Below are 14,918 nucleotides of genomic sequence, written 5' to 3' on the forward strand. Positions count from 1 at the left end.
CGGTAGTTAATTTTCAGAACCCCTGCTATACTGCGCGCCGTTTCCCGTATTCCCGTTCTTTAACATCCTAGTTGGAAGATATCCATGCATCCGATGCTCACCATCGCCGTGCGCGCTGCGCGCAAGGCCGGTAACCTGATTGCCAAACATTACGAAACGCCAGACTCTGTAGAATCTACACAAAAAGGTACCAACGATTTTGTTACCAACGTAGACCGCGATGCAGAACACATGATTATCGATGTCATTCGCAAATCCTATCCAAAACACACCATCATCAGTGAAGAGTGTGGCGAACTGGAAGGCGAAGACAAAGACGTACAATGGATTATCGACCCGCTGGATGGCACCACCAACTTCGTTAAACGCTTCCCACACTTCGCTGTTTCTATCGCCGTGCGCATCAAAGGCCGCACTGAAGTCGCGGTAGTTTACGATCCAATGCGTAACGAACTGTTCACCGCAACCCGTGGTCAGGGCGCACAGCTGAACGGTTATCGTCTGCGCGGTACTAACGCGAAAGATCTCGACGGCACCATTCTGGCGACCGGCTTCCCGTTCAAAGCAAAACAACACGCGACCAGCTACATGAATGTGGTTGGCAAACTGTTCACCGAATGTGCAGATTTCCGTCGCACCGGTTCTGCTGCGCTGGATCTGGCTTACGTGGCGGCTGGCCGCGTTGACGGTTTCTTCGAGATCGCCCTGAAACCTTGGGATTTCGCCGGTGGCGAACTGCTGGTTCGTGAATCAGGCGGCGTTGTGACTGACTTCGTTGGCGGCCATAACCACTTCTCGTCTGGCAACATCGTTGCAGGCAACCCACGCGTCGTTAAAGGTATTCTGATGACCATGCGTGATGAACTGAGCGAAGCGCTGAAGCGTTAATTTCGCCGGTTATTGATAGAAAGAAATACAAAGAAAAACGGACGTCCTTTCGGGCGTCCGTTTTTTTATGTCTGCTGTTTATCCCATGAAGGTTGCGCCCCGGAACTTATCCCCGGAAAGGTCCGCCGGTGATTGGCGAAACGTCTCCGCCGCCGGTGCTGTAGAGCACTATCCCCGCCACCAGCAATACCATCCCACCGGTCAGCGCCAGCAACGACCAGGTGATCCGCTGCCAGGCCGCAGGCGTGCGGGTTGCGCTCAGTTTCACCGCCAGCGCACGGCTGTAAAACACCAGTACGCCAATCAGCGAGACGGTCAGCGAGGTGCCGATGGCCATCGTAATGGCTGAAATCACGCCCCAGCTGTACACGCCGATCACTTTGGAAAACAGCAACACCATGATCGCACCGGAGCACGGGCGTAATCCCATCGCCAGCACAATCGCTATCTGTGTGCGTAAATCGCCGCCCGCCTGAAGTTGCTGATCGCTCGGTACATGCTGATGTCCGCAGCCGCAATGTTCATCGTGGACATGTGTTTCACTGCCCATCGGCGACAGGCTGTGGATTTTCATTGCCGGCGCGGGACGCAGACTTTTTATCGTCTGCCACACCCGTTTCAGCGCCCGCCAGCACAGCAATAACCCGAGCAACATCACCAGAATGAAGCTGCCCCGCTCCATCCAGAAACTGCTCTGATGCAGCTGACGCGAGGAAAGTTGCAGCACACCGAGCACCACGCTGACCAGCAATATCGCCACCAGTCCCTGCACTATCGCCGAGGCAAACGTCAGCTTGAGGCTGCTTTTCAGTCGCGAAGGATGGGTTGCCAGATAGGTGGTGATGACAATTTTACCGTGCCCCGGCCCGATGGCGTGGATCACGCCATAAATCAGGCTGAAACCGGCCAGCGTCATGCCCGACTGCATCGGATTTTCTTTCACCTGCCGCAACAGCCCGGCCAGTTCCTGATGCAATTCCCGCTGCCAGATAATGCTGCTCAGCAAAATCCTCGGCCAGTAGTGGATGAGAAGAAAAATGCCGCCCGCCAGCAGCAACAGAAATATCGCCAGCGGCCACAGATCGCGCCATGACAGTGTTTTCGGTGGTGTGGAGATTAATGACATTCCAGCGTGACCTTCTGAGCAAATTGCTGACCAAGATCCATATCTTCCGGCGGGGCATCAGCCTTATCGAGAGACAGCGCGTAGTTTTGCAGCGAGGCATCAGGCTTGGGCGTAAACAGCGCCAGCGTGCAACGTTTTTCCAGTTCCGGCGGCAGATGCAGTGCGGTTTTATCCTTATACGTCATATCAACAAAATACGAAGGATCGAAGGTAGAGAATTCCATCGGTTTACCGGCCAGTGTCTGAGGCTTCGCCAGCGGCAACACGAATTCCAGCACCGCCTGATCGCCTCTACGCGACAGCTGATATTCGCTTGGCAAGTCGAGATATTTAACCGGTTTACCTTCGCGATAAAAGTCAGTGAAGTAATGCTGACTGAGCACCCGCGCCATGACTTCCGCCGCCAGTTTTTTCCAGATATCTGAACCGGGTTTGGCGTTCTGCGCGTCGTACAGCAAATCTGCGGATGTAATTTCGTCCATCGTCCAGACCATTTTCAGCCCGGTCAGCGAGGTGTCATTCGCCACCAGCGTCGTCTGCATATCGATGAAACTGTGCGGGTGCGCCATGACCGTGGCGGGCAGGCAGAACAGCGCAACTCCCAGCCATTTGCCGTAACGGGAGAAAGGCCGGTTCCGGGCCTGGTGTAACGTCATTTCCATATCAGCGCCATATATTGTTACTAAGTAACACTATTTTGCTGTGCATTTAAGCGGTCGTCAAAAATATCTGTGATCTGAGTTGTAAGCCGGAGTAAAACCCAATCCCCGCCCCCTAATGCGGGCTTTCGCTTTGCTATGCTTGACTAATAATTTCAGGCGATACCTTTCCGGCAGGTGATATGAATCCAGACAAACAGCCCTCCCCAGCGCTTTCCGCTACGCAACGCCGCTGCCACGTGTTGCTGATGCTGTACGCGCCGCTGACGGCAGTTCAGCTGGAGATCATCAGTGAAATTAACGGCGTCGGATTAGCCACCACCTGGGACGATCTGGCAGAAGTGACCTGCGAAATTCAGCGCATCCATCAGCTTGATGTGCTGCAATACAGCGAAAAAGAATGCCGCATTCAGGGTGACTCCCTCGCCCAGCGGCTGTGTTTATTTCAGGGATTACGCCGCACATTACGCATTTCACCGGACTTCGTTTCCCGCCATTTTATCCCCTGGCTGCACATCGCCTTCGAAGGCCAGACCTGCCCGAAGGCGGCACTGCGCACCGATCTTCTGGGCATGATGCTGGAAGACTGCGGCACGTTATTACCCAAACCGCTGAGCGGTCATGACCGCCAGCTGATGCTGATTTGTCTTCAATACTGTCTGTGGCAGAACAATGATCAGACCGGTTTACGCTTTACCGAACAACAGCGGCGCTGGCTGCGCGAAAAGCCCGAATATGCTGCCGCCCGCGAACTGTTTATCCAGTTACAGGAACTCAGTAACGGCCTGCTGGATGACTGCGAATGTGAGTTTTTTACCCTGATGTTACGGATGCTGAAAAACCACAGTTATCAGAGTTCCGGTTCGACGGAAGATCAGCGCCTGCTGTTAGAAATTGAAAATATGGTGGCGCGTTTTCAGGACATCGCCGGGATGAAATTCAGCAGCTACGAAGGGCTGGTCGGCCAGCTTTTCGCCCATCTGGGTCCGGCGATTGAACGCTGTCATTTTGGCATTGGCATCGACAATCTGATGCAGGAAGAAGTGAACCGTATGTATCCGCGACTGGTGCGCACCACCCGTGAGGCGTTGGCGGGGTTTGAGCACGAATATCTGATTACGCTTTCAGAGGATGAAATCGGATTAGTAGCGATCACCTTCGGCGCATGGCTGATGCAGGGTAACGCCTTGCAGGAGAAACAAATTCTGCTGCTGACGCATGATAATCCTGAACTGGAAGAAGCGGTCGAACAGCAAATCCGCGAGGCGACTCTGCTGCCGCTGAACATCAAATATCAGACGCTTGCGGATTTCTATAAATTTGGTGCCCCGAGCGGCGTGGCGATGATTGTCACACCTTACGCCACCCGCAGCACCGACGCCGATCCGCTGGTGATCCACACGCAACTGCCACTGGCCAAAGAGCAGCGAAAACGTATCCGCTCGCTGCTCGAAGCCCCCTAGCTGGCTGACACCTCCGGCGCTGACGGCGTGACCTGCGGACGCAGGAAAATCGCCGGCACCACCAGCAGCGCCATCACCCAGAACAATCCCGCGTGCAGATGTTCGAACAGGAAGCCGGACACCATGGTCATCACCGCCACACCGCCGCCCATTGCCAGCGCGGAATACACCGATTGCAGGCGGATAACCTGATCTCGCGGACGCGCCGCGATAAACCGCATCCCCGCCAGATGGCATACCGTGAAGGTACCGCAGTGCAAAATCTGAATCACGATCAGCCACGGCAATGCGGTAAATGCGCCCATCATGCCCCAGCGCACCACGCCACACACGGCGGATAGCAGCAACATATTGCGCGCCGACCAGCGGCTGAATAGCTGTTTACTGAAAGTGAAGACCAGCACTTCAGCGACCACGCCGAGCGACCATAAATAGCCGATGGTGGTCGAAGAATACCCGATATCCTGCCAGTAAATCGCGCTGAAACCGTAGTATGCGGCGTGTGCGCCCTGTAATAACGTTACGCATAACAGGAACCGCCAGACCGGTTTTTCGCCGAGTAATGCTTTCCACGAAATGGCCGGCGCACCGCTGGTTCGCGGTTCTCCCACCGGTTTTACGCTTGGGCGCAGTAACATGCCCAGCAACATGGCAGCCACGCCTGCGGTCAGCGTATAGAGGATCGCGTTGTGCCCGTAGACCTCCACCAGTTTACCGGTGACCGCCGAGCCAATCACAAAGGCAATCGAGCCCCAGACGCGCACTTTGCCGTAATCCATATTGATCTGGCGTTGCAGCGTACCGGCCAGCGCATCGGTCAGCGGAACCAGCGGACCAAAGAACAGGCTGAAACCGGCAATGTTGATCATCAGCCACGCCCAGCCGTTGCCAAACCAGAACCCGACGGCAAACGCCAGCGTGAGCAACGCGAGGATGCGTAAACCGGTGATGAGATGCGAAGGGTCTTTGATGGAGGGAGAAATGATTAACGTGCCAAGAAAACGGGCGACTAAACCGGCGCCGAGCAACAGGCCGATGCTTTCGGAGGAAATACCCTCGCCTTTAAGCCATAAGCCCCAGAAGGGAAGAAAAATACCGTAACTGAAAAAATAGGTGAAATAACTGAGTGCAAGCCAGCGCGTGGAACGCAATTCCATAAATCCTCCGGTGTGAGGCCAATACTTTGACAAAGCTCACAATCGCTAGCAATCCGCAGACGCTTTCATACTCCAGTAATGTCTGCCAGCTCACAAATTCTGATAGATGCCCATAAAAAAACCCGCCGGAGCGGGTTTTAGCAGCTTTACGGCTTCGCAAATATTACGCGTAAACCGGGAAGCGTGCACAGATGTCGAGAACTTTCTGTTTAACGCGTTCGATAGTGCCTTCGTCGTTCACGTTGTCCAGCACGTCGCAGATCCAGCCAGCCAGTTCACGCGCTTCAGCTTCTTTAAAGCCGCGACGGGTGATAGCCGGAGTACCGATACGTACACCGGAAGTCACGAACGGGCTCTTCGGATCGTTAGGCACGCTGTTTTTGTTCACAGTAATGTTAGCGCGGCCCAGTGCGGCATCGGCTTCTTTACCGGTCAGGTTTTTATCAACCAGATCCATCAGGAACAGGTGGTTGTGCGTACCGCCGGAAACCACTTTGTAGCCACGTTCCAGAACCACAGCGACCATTGCCTGAGCATTTTTAGCCACTTGCTGCTGGTAGGTTTTGAACTCAGGTTCCATCGCTTCTTTCAGTGCTACCGCTTTACCGGCAATCACGTGCATCAGCGGGCCGCCCTGGCCACCAGGGAAGACAGCGGAGTTCAGTTTTTTGTAGAACTCTTCATCACCGCCTTTCGCCAGAATCAGACCACCGCGTGGGCCAGCCAGCGTTTTGTGCGTGGTGGTGGTCACGATGTGCGCGTGCGGAACCGGGTTCGGGTAAACGCCCGCAGCAATCAGACCGGCAACGTGTGCCATGTCGACGAAGAAGTAAGCACCAACGCTGTCGGCGATTTCACGCATTTTTGCCCAGTCAACGATACCGGAGAACGCGGAGAAACCGCCGATGATCATTTTTGGTTTGTGCGCTTCGGCCTGACGTTTTACGTCGTCATAATCGATGTCGCCGCTTTCGTCGATGCCGTAAGGCACCACGTTGTACAGTTTACCGGACAGGTTAACCGGTGAACCGTGCGTCAGGTGACCGCCATGGCCGAGGTTCATCCCCAGAATGGTGTCGCCCGGTTGCAGCAGTGCGGTGTAAACCGCGAAGTTCGCCTGTGAGCCGGAGTGTGGCTGAACGTTAGCGAAATCTGCACCGAACAATTCTTTTGCACGGTCGATAGCCAGTTGTTCAACGATGTCGACGTACTCACAACCACCGTAATAACGTTTGCCCGGATAGCCTTCGGCATATTTGTTGGTCAGCTGCGAACCCTGAGCCTGCATAACACGCGGGCTGGTATAGTTTTCTGACGCAATCAGCTCGATATGTTCTTCCTGACGAACAACTTCTTTTTCCATTGCTGCCCACAGCTCAGCATCATAATCGGCAATGTTCATTTCACGCTTTAACATCCGCATCTCCTGACTCAACAAACTAAAAATAAAAGCCCCTTCCGGGTTCTGCGCAACAGTGTAAATGTTTAAGCGCCCTTCGGATAGGGTCAGTTTGAGGTTTTTAGGCAAACGATTGGCTCCAGATACAGCAAGGCTTTGATCTGCGAACCTCTGCCCGTAATCAAGGGATAAATATTCATCTGAACATGTACAAATTTCAGCTTTGTGACTCAGCCCCCATCGCACTGCTCCATCACACTCTTCACCTTAAAAAGCCCTTACCCCTTTAGGGGGGTTTACAGAAATTGTGGGTTTATATAAGATGTATTTAAAATACATGTTTAATGAAATCGACAAAGACACGGAGTTCACTATGCTTGATTCAGCCACTATCGCTACCGTTAAATCCACTATTCCTTTGCTTGCAGCGACCGGTCCGAAACTCACCGCGCACTTCTACGACCGCATGTTCGAGCACAATCCCGAGCTCAAAGACATCTTCAATATGAGCAACCAGCGCAACGGCGATCAGCGTCAGGCGCTGTTTGATGCCATCTGTGCTTACGCCGCCAATATCGAAAATCTGGCGGCACTGTTGCCTGCGGTGGAGCGCATCGCGCAAAAGCACACCAGCTTTACCATTCAGCCGGATCAATACAACATTGTCGGCGAACATCTGCTGGCAACGTTGGATGAAATGTTAAGCCCGGGTCAGGAAGTGCTGGATGCGTGGGGCAAAGCCTACGGCGTGCTGGCGAATGTGTTTATCAACCGTGAAGCAGAGATTTATCAGGACAGCGCAGAAAAAACCGGTGGCTGGCGCGGTACGCGTGAATTCCGCATCGCCGAAAAACAACCGCAAAGTGAACTGATCACCTCTTTCCTGCTGGAACCTGTCGATGGATTGCCGGTGGTGGATTTCCAGCCGGGACAATATCTGGCGGTGTATATCCGCGATGCCTCGCTGGAAAATCAGGAAATCCGTCAGTATTCCCTGACGCAGGCACCGAACGGTAAAACCTACCGCATTGCCGTTAAACGCGAAGGCCAGGGCGCGGTATCAAACTTCCTGCATCACTTTGCGCAGCCGGGCGACATCATTCATCTGGCAGCCCCGCACGGCGATTTCTTTATGGATATCAGCGATACCACGCCGGTCGCGCTGATTTCTGCCGGTGTCGGTCAGACGCCGATGTTAGGTATGCTCAATACGCTGGCAGAACGCGGACATCATGCGCCTGTTCAGTGGCTGCACGCGGCTGAAAACGGCGCGGTTCATGCGTTTGCCGGTGAAGTGAAAAGCGCGCAGAAAAACCTGCCGCAGCTGGAGAGCCATGTCTGGTATAACCAGCCACAGGCAAATGATTTGCCGGGAGAGGACTTTCAGTATCAGGGGCTGATGGATCTGAGCAAAGTCAGCGAACAGCTGAATGATCCGGCGATGCATTTCTACCTGTGCGGTCCCGTCGGCTTTATGCAGTTCGCGGCCAAACAGTTGCTGGCGATGAACATCAGCGAAGCGAATATTCACTACGAATGCTTCGGTCCGCATAAAGTAATTTAATTCCTGCCCTGAAAAGAAAAAGGCTGACACAGAATGTCAGCCTTTTTTATCGCTGCGCCAGTTTGGATTAATGACGACGGCGACGGCGAACAAAGAACAGCGCAATCAGCAGGATAACCAGCAGCCCTGCAATGCCCATTCCCCAGTGCGCCAGCTCCAGCAACGGCGAAGGTTTACCGCCAGCGCGCAGTTCTTTCACCCGCTGCGGCGTCACACTCGCCTGATCGTTACCAAACTGCTGCAACAACTGATTACTCAGCGTGGCAACCTGTGTGTCTGACAATAAATGCTCAAACGCAGGCATCGCCACATCTTTGCTTTCCGCGCCGCGCTGTACGCCGTGCAAAATCGCCATCACCAGATTGTCGCTGTTCAGATGCCCCAGCGCAGTGTTGTTGATGAGCGATGGCAAGCCGCCATCCTTGCTGCCACGCCCGTCGGGCTGATGGCAACTGGCGCAATAGCCGTCATACACCTGCCAGCCGGTCATTTTGTCAGCATCAGCAGGACGCGGAACGCCACGCAAAGTATCGACATAATTCGCCGGTGAGCCGAACTGGTCCGCTGCCCTCGCCTGCCCTTGCTGACTGACCGGCGTGGTTTGTTTCAGCCACACGGCAATCGCCTGCAAATCACTGTCGCTCAGATGGCTGAGGCTGTGGTCGATCGCTTCCGCCATCGGCCCTGCCGCCTGCGCCTTGCCCGGCGCATGACCGGTTTTCAGGTAACCGGCGATTTCATCGGTGCTCCAGTTACCTGTTCCGCTGACCGCGTCCGAGGTAATGTTTGGTGCAAACCAGGTGCCCAGACTGCTGCCGCCCAGCGCTTTATCCCCCTGCTCCGCCATCAGCGCATTACGCGGCGTATGGCAGGTGCTGCAGTGCGCCAGCGCTTCGCCAAGATACGCGCCACGGTTAACCTGATCGCTTTTCGACGGATCGGCTTTAAACGCGCCTTTCTCGAGGAACAGCAGATTCCAGCCAGCCATCGACAAACGCACGTTGAACGGGAACGGCAGCGCCGTCGGCGTTGACGGGGCATCCACCGGTTGCACGCCCTGCATAAAATAAGCGTACAACGCTTTCATGTCGTCATCGCTGATTTTGGCATACGAGGTGTACGGCATTGCCGGATACAGATTCGCACCGTCGCCGCGCACACCGTCACGCACCGCGTGTTCAAACTGCTCCAGTGTGTAATTACCGATACCGTCTTTTTTAGATGGCGTGATGTTGCTCGAATAAATGGTGCCCAGCGGCGTTGCCAGCCCGAGGCCACCGGCGAACGGTTTGCCGCCTTCGGTGGAATGGCAGGCCACACAGTCACCGGCTATCGCGACGTATTCGCCTTTCTTGATCAGCGCATCCTGTTCCGGCGAAAGCGCGGCGTAAGCCGTGCCTGCCATCAGGCTCAGGCCAAAGGCCAGCAATGCGCCCGTCAGACGTTTTTGAGATAAACGATTCAGAGTCATTTCAGTCAGCCTATAGCGCAGTTTTGGCAAGATGATCAGCGGTACGTAACGCCAGTGCGACGGCGGTCAGCGTGGAGTTGACCGTGGCCGACGTCGGCATCACGCCGGTACTGGTGATGAACAGATTTTCGTGGTCATGGGTGCGTCCGAACGCATCCACCACGGAGTCTTTCGGGTCATGCCCCATGCTCATCGTGCCGGTAATGTGCTGGTTGTTGCCGTAAACGCCCGGCTTACTGAAACGCAAATTGGTGCCGCCCATCAGTCTGGCGATCTCGGTATATTCCTTCACGGCTCGCGCCATACCGCGATGCACGTAATCGTCCATGTGATAAATCGCTGCCGGTTTAGGGATACCCAGTTTGTCTTTTTTGTCGCTGAGAATGATGCGGTTATCGTAGTTTGGCAGCTGTTCCATCACGTTTTTCAGGCTGGTCTGGTGCGACGCACGGCGACGGATTTCGTTATCCAGGCTGATGCCGTAAACGCCTTCCGCCAGCAAATCCTGCGTCACTGACTGCACTTGTGAAGAGTTGGCGATATCGATACGGAACGAGGCGTAATCTTTGCGGAAATCGCCGTCGCGCAGGCTGTTGATGGACGCCGGACTCATTGGGCCCCGCCCCGCCCACAGCGGTTCTTCAGTTTCAAACGTCAGCGAGTTGCTTGGGTGATCCATCAGGTGACGCCCGACGGTGCCGGAACTGTTTGCCAGTCCGTCCGGGTATTTATCGCTGGCGGAAATCAGCAGCAGTTTCGGACTTTCGATGCCGTTGGCAGCCAGAACGAAGTTTTTCGCCGTGACTTTATGCTCACCTTTATCGGGATCGTAATAATGTGCGGCGACAATACGCCCCTTTTCGTCATGCTCAAGGCGATACACCACCGCGCTGGTAATCAATTTTGCACCCGCCGCTTCCGCAGCCTGCGCAGCGATACCGCCGTGATATTGCGCATCAATCGGGCAGATGGGCATGCAGTTGTTGTTGCCACAACAGGCCGGACGCCCGTCGTAGTTACGGCTGTTACGTGCGGTGGTGTTCACGATCACGTCATAACCGCCCGGCGCCAGACGCTCGCGAAAACGCTGTTGCAGCCAGGATTCAGCGACCGGTTCCATCGGGAACGGCTGGGTACGCGGTGAACCGTTATTGGGTGCGCCGGACACGCCCATTTTCACTTCGGCTTCGTAATAAAACGGTTCCAGCTCGTCGTACGATAGCGGCCAGTCACGCCCGACGCCGTACAGGGTTTTGATCTTCATATCGTTGGGCAAAACACGCCACGCCTGCGCCGCCCAGTGCCAAGTGGTGCCGCCCATAATGCGGATATATTCCGCCGGGAACGGATACGGCCCCTGCTGTTGCAGGTAATCATTATCTTCCGGTTTATACACCGGATGCGGCGACCAGTCCGAGTACGGATACGGCGACATAAAGTCTTTTTTGCGCGGCGAATTACGGAAATTTTCGGTCAGCGTACCGCGATCAATACGCGGGCCGGATTCGAGAATAATGACGGAAATGCCCTGTTTTGCCAGACGCTGTGCGACCAGCGAGCCGCAGATCCCCGAGCCGATGACGACGACGTCAGCGGAAAGTTGTTCACTCATTGCTTAACCCTTTTTGAACGTTATTTTCAGACAGGCTGTTTTGCCCAGGTACCGTAAGCGCCGTAGGCATAGCTCGGTGGATTGAGGTGATCGCGTACCGCGACATTCATCAGCGCGTTTTCATACGCCAGACAAACCGCCTGTTTGCCATCGCCGACCACGCCGAGATACCACGCCTGAAGGATGCTGCGCGGCAATTTCGCCAGCGCGGGCTGCTGTGTATCCAGCGCTTTTTGCAGGTCAGCGGCATCAATGTGACTGGCCGTGATAAACGCCTGCAACGCCTGAACCTGCGCGGTGAAGTCCGGGTACAGCTGCAACATAGTCTGGTAATAACGTTCAGAAAGGGCCGGATCCAGCTGGTCATGACCGGTCAGATACAGCGAGAGTTGGGTGAAATCCTGTTTTGCCTGCGACAAGCCCGCTACCGGCGCGGCATAAACCGGGCTGAGCAAAAGCTTGTTCATCAGCGGAACGGAAAGCGCCGCCAGTGCGCCCCCTAAAAATACGCGACGGGAAATGCGTATGGGTTTTTCTGGTTGTGACATTGCAAAGCCTTTTGAATGGGTGTGAAAACCACGATCAACGGAGATCAATCCACACCAGTTCCGGCAGCCAGATACTTTCACCCTGAATTGTTTTAGTCGGTGATTACAACGTATCTGACAGGTTTATCGAACTGGTATAACAACAAACGTGATTTTACTCGCACTTTTTCAATGAAGTCACAATAAAAACCCCACAAACTTCACATAAAACTAACAAATAGCATTTTTTGTGATTGCTGGCGCAGAGGAACTTTGGGTGCTGATGAGCAGAAATAACGGCTAAAAACCGGATAAACAATGAGTTGAGAAGTGACTAGGTTAAAAAATGATTGGTATAACAAGATAGGAGGGAAAGGGAGAATAACAGAGGAAATACTCAGGGCCGGTAACATGACATTACCCGCCCTGATGAAACATTAAATCGCTTCTTCGTCCTGCTCGCCGGTACGGATACGCACTACGCGCGCCACATCGAACACGAAGATTTTACCGTCGCCGATTTTACCGGTCTGCGCAGTGGTCATGATGGTTTCCACGCAGGTATCCACGATGTCATCCGCCACTACGATTTCGATTTTTACTTTTGGCAGGAAATCGACCATGTATTCCGCACCACGGTACAGTTCTGTGTGACCTTTCTGACGGCCAAAGCCTTTCACTTCGGTCACGGTCATCCCGGTAATCCCAACTTCAGCCAGTGCTTCACGGACATCGTCGAGTTTGAATGGCTTGATAATCGCATCAATCTTTTTCATGGCGGACCCTTATAATCATTCGTTTGCTCTCCGCCTTCCTGAGCGGCAGCATGGTTCACAATCTGGTTTCGGATGCCAGAGGCATGCGAAGGCGCTAAAGGTATCATAGTTCAGCCGCAGGAATGTACCTCCAGCCTCTGAAAGTAAATTCCCGTTACTCTTTAAAATCGGTCGCTTCCAGCTCATGGCGTGACAGCAACTTATAAAACTCAGTGCGGTTGCGCCCGGCGATACGTGCCGCCTGCGTGACGTTGCCTTTGGTAATTTGCAGCAACTTGCGCAGATAATTCAGTTCGAACTGATTACGCGCATCGGCAAATGTCGGCAGCGCGGTGTTTTCACCTTCCAGCGCCTGCTGAACCAGCGCTTCGCTGATCACCGGTGCAGACGTCAGCGCCACGCATTGCTCGATCACGTTCACTAACTGGCGCACATTGCCCGGCCAGCTGGCGGCCATCAGACGTTTAAGGGCATCGGTTGAAAAGCTGCGAACGAAAGGTTTATGCCGCTGCGCCGCCACGCGCAGCAGATGATTAGCCAGCAGCGGAATATCTTCAGAGCGTTCGCTCAGGGTCGGCAGTTTCAGGCCGACAACGTTAAGACGATAGAACAGGTCTTCGCGGAACTCGCCCTTCTCCATCGCTTTCGGCAAATCACGGTGTGTCGCAGAAATAATGCGCACATCAACATCCACATCATGATTGCTGCCCAGCGGACGCACCTTGCGCTCCTGCAACACACGCAGCAATTTCACCTGCAACGACAGCGGCATATCGCCGATTTCATCGAGGAACAACGTGCCGCCGGTCGCCGCCTGGAACAACCCTTCGCGGCTGCTTACCGCGCCGGTAAACGCACCTTTGGCATGACCAAATAATTCGGATTCCAGCAACTGTTCCGGCAACGCACCGCAGTTAATGGCAATAAAAGCTTTCTTGCCACGCGGGCTCGCCCCGTGAATGGCCTGCGCCAGCACTTCTTTACCGGTGCCGCTCTGCCCGTTAATCAGCACGCTGACGTCAGACTGCGCGACCATATTGGCCTGTTCAAGCAACCGCAGCATGATCGGGCTGCGGGTAACAATCGATTCGCGCCAGCTTTCATCGGCCGACGGGCTGGACTGTGCCAGCGCTTCATCGATGGCTTTATACAGCGCATCGCGATCGACCGGCTTGGTGAGGAAACTAAACACACCCTGCTGGGTCGCGGCCACCGCATCGGGAATGGAACCGTGCGCAGTCAGAATAATCACCGGCATTCCGGGCTGGAATTTCTGGATTTCAGCGAACAGCGCCATGCCATCCATTTCATCCATACGCAAATCACTCAGCACCAGATCGATACGTTCACGGTGCAGCACACGCAGCGCTTCCGCCCCGCTTTCGGCGGTGGTGACACGAAAACCTTCACTGGTCAGGCGCATTCCCAAAAGCTTCAGTAAGCTCGGATCGTCATCGACCAGCAATAAACTGGCTGCTTTACGTAACGTCATTTTGCGTTCGAATCCTTAGCCGGTGGCGTGTAAGTCTCGGCCGGTTTTACCGGATTATCCGAAGCCGCTTTAGCAGGCGCAGTCGCCTCGTTATCCGGCAAATCGCCCTGGATCTGTTTGCGCGAAGAGAGCTGTCGCTCAATGTCCGTCAGGTTTTCCAGCTTACGGCGGGTATCGGCGAGATTATGTTCCAGAACCTGCTGCTGTTCAGTCATCGCCTGAAGTTTTTCTTCATTCACTGCCTGCTGGCGGACATTACGGGCTTTTTCATCGCCCAGCACGACCTGTAAATTCTGACGTTCTCGCCATAACTGCACCAGCGGACGAATTTGTCCCGGCATCTGGCCACGATACGCGCTGACTTTTGCCAGTAACGCACGGCGCTGCTGCTGATCGGGATCCGCACCGGAGAGCAGAATACTTTGTTTAAATACCTGATCCCAGGTCGTCGCTTGTATCTGCTGCGCCTGATAGCGCGCCTGCGCATCACTCATACGATCGGCGCAGTCCATCGCCCGTAACCAGTACAGTGAGTTCGTTACGGCGTCATTGTCATCGAGTGTCCAGAGGGTTTCACAAGGAGCGATACGAAAGTCGATCACTTTGCTGTCAGGGACGACCTGATCAGACACCTGCTGGAAATAACGGTTGTCGGCAGAATGCGGGACACAGCCCGCCAGCGCCAGTGGCGCACTGAGTAAAAACGCCCGGCTGCGCAGTACGGCGCGCACCAGACGGGTGGTGATATGGGTGATAAAAGACAATGCGCTCATCAGACGCACCA

13 protein-coding genes are annotated in these 14,918 nt (G+C 54.6%); 3 read left to right on the forward strand and 10 right to left on the reverse strand.

What is annotated here, in order from left to right; translation table 11 throughout:
• The first annotated feature begins 84 nt into the window (after positions 1–84).
• A complete protein-coding gene (gene suhB / locus EC840_RS20195) occupies positions 85–888 on the forward strand; it encodes an inositol-1-monophosphatase (protein WP_112288934.1) in 804 nt (267 codons plus the stop codon).
• A gap of 106 nt (positions 889–994) precedes the next feature.
• Here suhB and EC840_RS20200 read toward each other — a convergent pair whose 3' ends face one another.
• Both EC840_RS20200 and EC840_RS20205 read right to left on the reverse strand, forming a co-directional pair.
• Positions 995–2,014, reverse strand: coding sequence for a nickel/cobalt transporter (locus EC840_RS20200; RefSeq protein ID WP_132966769.1), 1,020 nt, complete (start codon positions 2,012–2,014; stop codon positions 995–997).
• A complete protein-coding gene (locus EC840_RS20205) occupies positions 2,005–2,583 on the reverse strand; it encodes a DUF1007 family protein (RefSeq protein ID WP_243701108.1) in 579 nt (192 codons plus the stop codon). Before EC840_RS20205 ends, EC840_RS20200 begins: the two co-directional genes overlap by 10 nt.
• 272 nt (positions 2,584–2,855) lie before the next feature.
• On the opposite strand from EC840_RS20205, the gene csiE reads away from it, so the two are divergent.
• Positions 2,856–4,136 (forward strand): stationary phase inducible protein CsiE, encoded by a 1,281-nt coding sequence (gene csiE / locus EC840_RS20210; RefSeq protein WP_113875970.1) that lies wholly within the window; start codon positions 2,856–2,858, stop codon positions 4,134–4,136.
• On the opposite strand, the gene EC840_RS20215 is transcribed toward csiE, so the two are convergent.
• Together EC840_RS20215 and glyA are read right to left on the reverse strand one after the other, a co-directional pair.
• Positions 4,133–5,293 carry a 3-phenylpropionate MFS transporter gene (locus EC840_RS20215; RefSeq protein ID WP_129639133.1) on the reverse strand — a complete coding sequence of 387 codons (1,161 nt, stop codon included), beginning with the start codon at positions 5,291–5,293 and terminating at the stop codon, positions 4,133–4,135. The genes csiE and EC840_RS20215 overlap by 4 nt on opposite strands.
• Positions 5,294–5,456: 163 nt before the next feature.
• The gene (glyA, locus tag EC840_RS20220) at positions 5,457–6,710 is read right to left on the reverse strand and encodes a serine hydroxymethyltransferase (protein ID WP_113875968.1); all 1,254 of its coding nucleotides are present in this window, start codon (positions 6,708–6,710) and stop codon (positions 5,457–5,459) included.
• A gap of 319 nt (positions 6,711–7,029) precedes the next feature.
• Between glyA and hmpA the strand changes: the two genes are divergently transcribed.
• Positions 7,030–8,256 (forward strand): NO-inducible flavohemoprotein, encoded by a 1,227-nt coding sequence (hmpA, locus tag EC840_RS20225; protein ID WP_112288970.1) that lies wholly within the window; start codon positions 7,030–7,032, stop codon positions 8,254–8,256.
• A gap of 67 nt (positions 8,257–8,323) precedes the next feature.
• Here the strand turns inward: hmpA and EC840_RS20230 are convergent, their stop codons facing one another.
• The 6 genes from EC840_RS20230 to qseG form a co-directional block, all read right to left on the reverse strand.
• On the reverse strand, positions 8,324–9,727 hold the full coding sequence (locus tag EC840_RS20230; RefSeq protein ID WP_112288940.1) for a cytochrome c: 1,404 nt from the start codon (positions 9,725–9,727) through the stop codon (positions 8,324–8,326).
• A gap of 10 nt (positions 9,728–9,737) precedes the next feature.
• On the reverse strand, positions 9,738–11,339 hold the full coding sequence (locus EC840_RS20235; RefSeq protein WP_113875966.1) for a GMC family oxidoreductase: 1,602 nt from the start codon (positions 11,337–11,339) through the stop codon (positions 9,738–9,740).
• A gap of 26 nt (positions 11,340–11,365) precedes the next feature.
• On the reverse strand, positions 11,366–11,887 hold the full coding sequence (locus EC840_RS20240) for a sorbitol dehydrogenase family protein (protein ID WP_112288942.1): 522 nt from the start codon (positions 11,885–11,887) through the stop codon (positions 11,366–11,368).
• Between the two features lie 416 nt (positions 11,888–12,303).
• On the reverse strand, positions 12,304–12,642 hold the full coding sequence (glnB, locus tag EC840_RS20245; protein WP_013574351.1) for a nitrogen regulatory protein P-II: 339 nt from the start codon (positions 12,640–12,642) through the stop codon (positions 12,304–12,306).
• Between the two features lie 154 nt (positions 12,643–12,796).
• Positions 12,797–14,134 (reverse strand): two-component system response regulator GlrR, encoded by a 1,338-nt coding sequence (gene glrR / locus EC840_RS20250; RefSeq protein WP_112288943.1) that lies wholly within the window; start codon positions 14,132–14,134, stop codon positions 12,797–12,799.
• A complete protein-coding gene (gene qseG / locus EC840_RS20255) occupies positions 14,131–14,907 on the reverse strand; it encodes a two-component system QseEF-associated lipoprotein QseG (protein WP_132966773.1) in 777 nt (258 codons plus the stop codon). The genes glrR and qseG overlap by 4 nt, the downstream gene beginning before the upstream one ends.
• Positions 14,908–14,918: the final 11 nt, after the last annotated feature.

The sequence above is a fragment of the Rahnella sp. JUb53 genome (assembly GCF_004346065.1).
GTDB lineage: Bacteria > Pseudomonadota > Gammaproteobacteria > Enterobacterales > Enterobacteriaceae > Rahnella > Rahnella variigena.

What these genes read in the sequence shown, in the direction of transcription:
- suhB (WP_112288934.1), top strand. Translation starts at nt 85, where the DNA reads ATGCATCCGATGCTCACCATCGCCGTGCGCGCTGCGCGCAAGGCCGGT.
- EC840_RS20230 (WP_112288940.1), bottom strand. Translation starts at nt 9,727, where the DNA reads ATGACTCTGAATCGTTTATCTCAAAAACGTCTGACGGGCGCATTGCTG.
- csiE (WP_113875970.1), top strand. Translation starts at nt 2,856, where the DNA reads ATGAATCCAGACAAACAGCCCTCCCCAGCGCTTTCCGCTACGCAACGC.
- glrR (WP_112288943.1), bottom strand. Translation starts at nt 14,134, where the DNA reads ATGACGTTACGTAAAGCAGCCAGTTTATTGCTGGTCGATGACGATCCG.
- qseG (WP_132966773.1), bottom strand. Translation starts at nt 14,907, where the DNA reads ATGAGCGCATTGTCTTTTATCACCCATATCACCACCCGTCTGGTGCGC.
- EC840_RS20205 (WP_243701108.1), bottom strand. Translation starts at nt 2,583, where the DNA reads ATGGCGCACCCGCACAGTTTCATCGATATGCAGACGACGCTGGTGGCG.
- EC840_RS20215 (WP_129639133.1), bottom strand. Translation starts at nt 5,293, where the DNA reads ATGGAATTGCGTTCCACGCGCTGGCTTGCACTCAGTTATTTCACCTAT.
- EC840_RS20200 (WP_132966769.1), bottom strand. Translation starts at nt 2,014, where the DNA reads ATGTCATTAATCTCCACACCACCGAAAACACTGTCATGGCGCGATCTG.
- EC840_RS20235 (WP_113875966.1), bottom strand. Translation starts at nt 11,339, where the DNA reads ATGAGTGAACAACTTTCCGCTGACGTCGTCGTCATCGGCTCGGGGATC.
- hmpA (WP_112288970.1), top strand. Translation starts at nt 7,030, where the DNA reads ATGTTTAATGAAATCGACAAAGACACGGAGTTCACTATGCTTGATTCA.
- glnB (WP_013574351.1), bottom strand. Translation starts at nt 12,642, where the DNA reads ATGAAAAAGATTGATGCGATTATCAAGCCATTCAAACTCGACGATGTC.
- glyA (WP_113875968.1), bottom strand. Translation starts at nt 6,710, where the DNA reads ATGTTAAAGCGTGAAATGAACATTGCCGATTATGATGCTGAGCTGTGG.
- EC840_RS20240 (WP_112288942.1), bottom strand. Translation starts at nt 11,887, where the DNA reads ATGTCACAACCAGAAAAACCCATACGCATTTCCCGTCGCGTATTTTTA.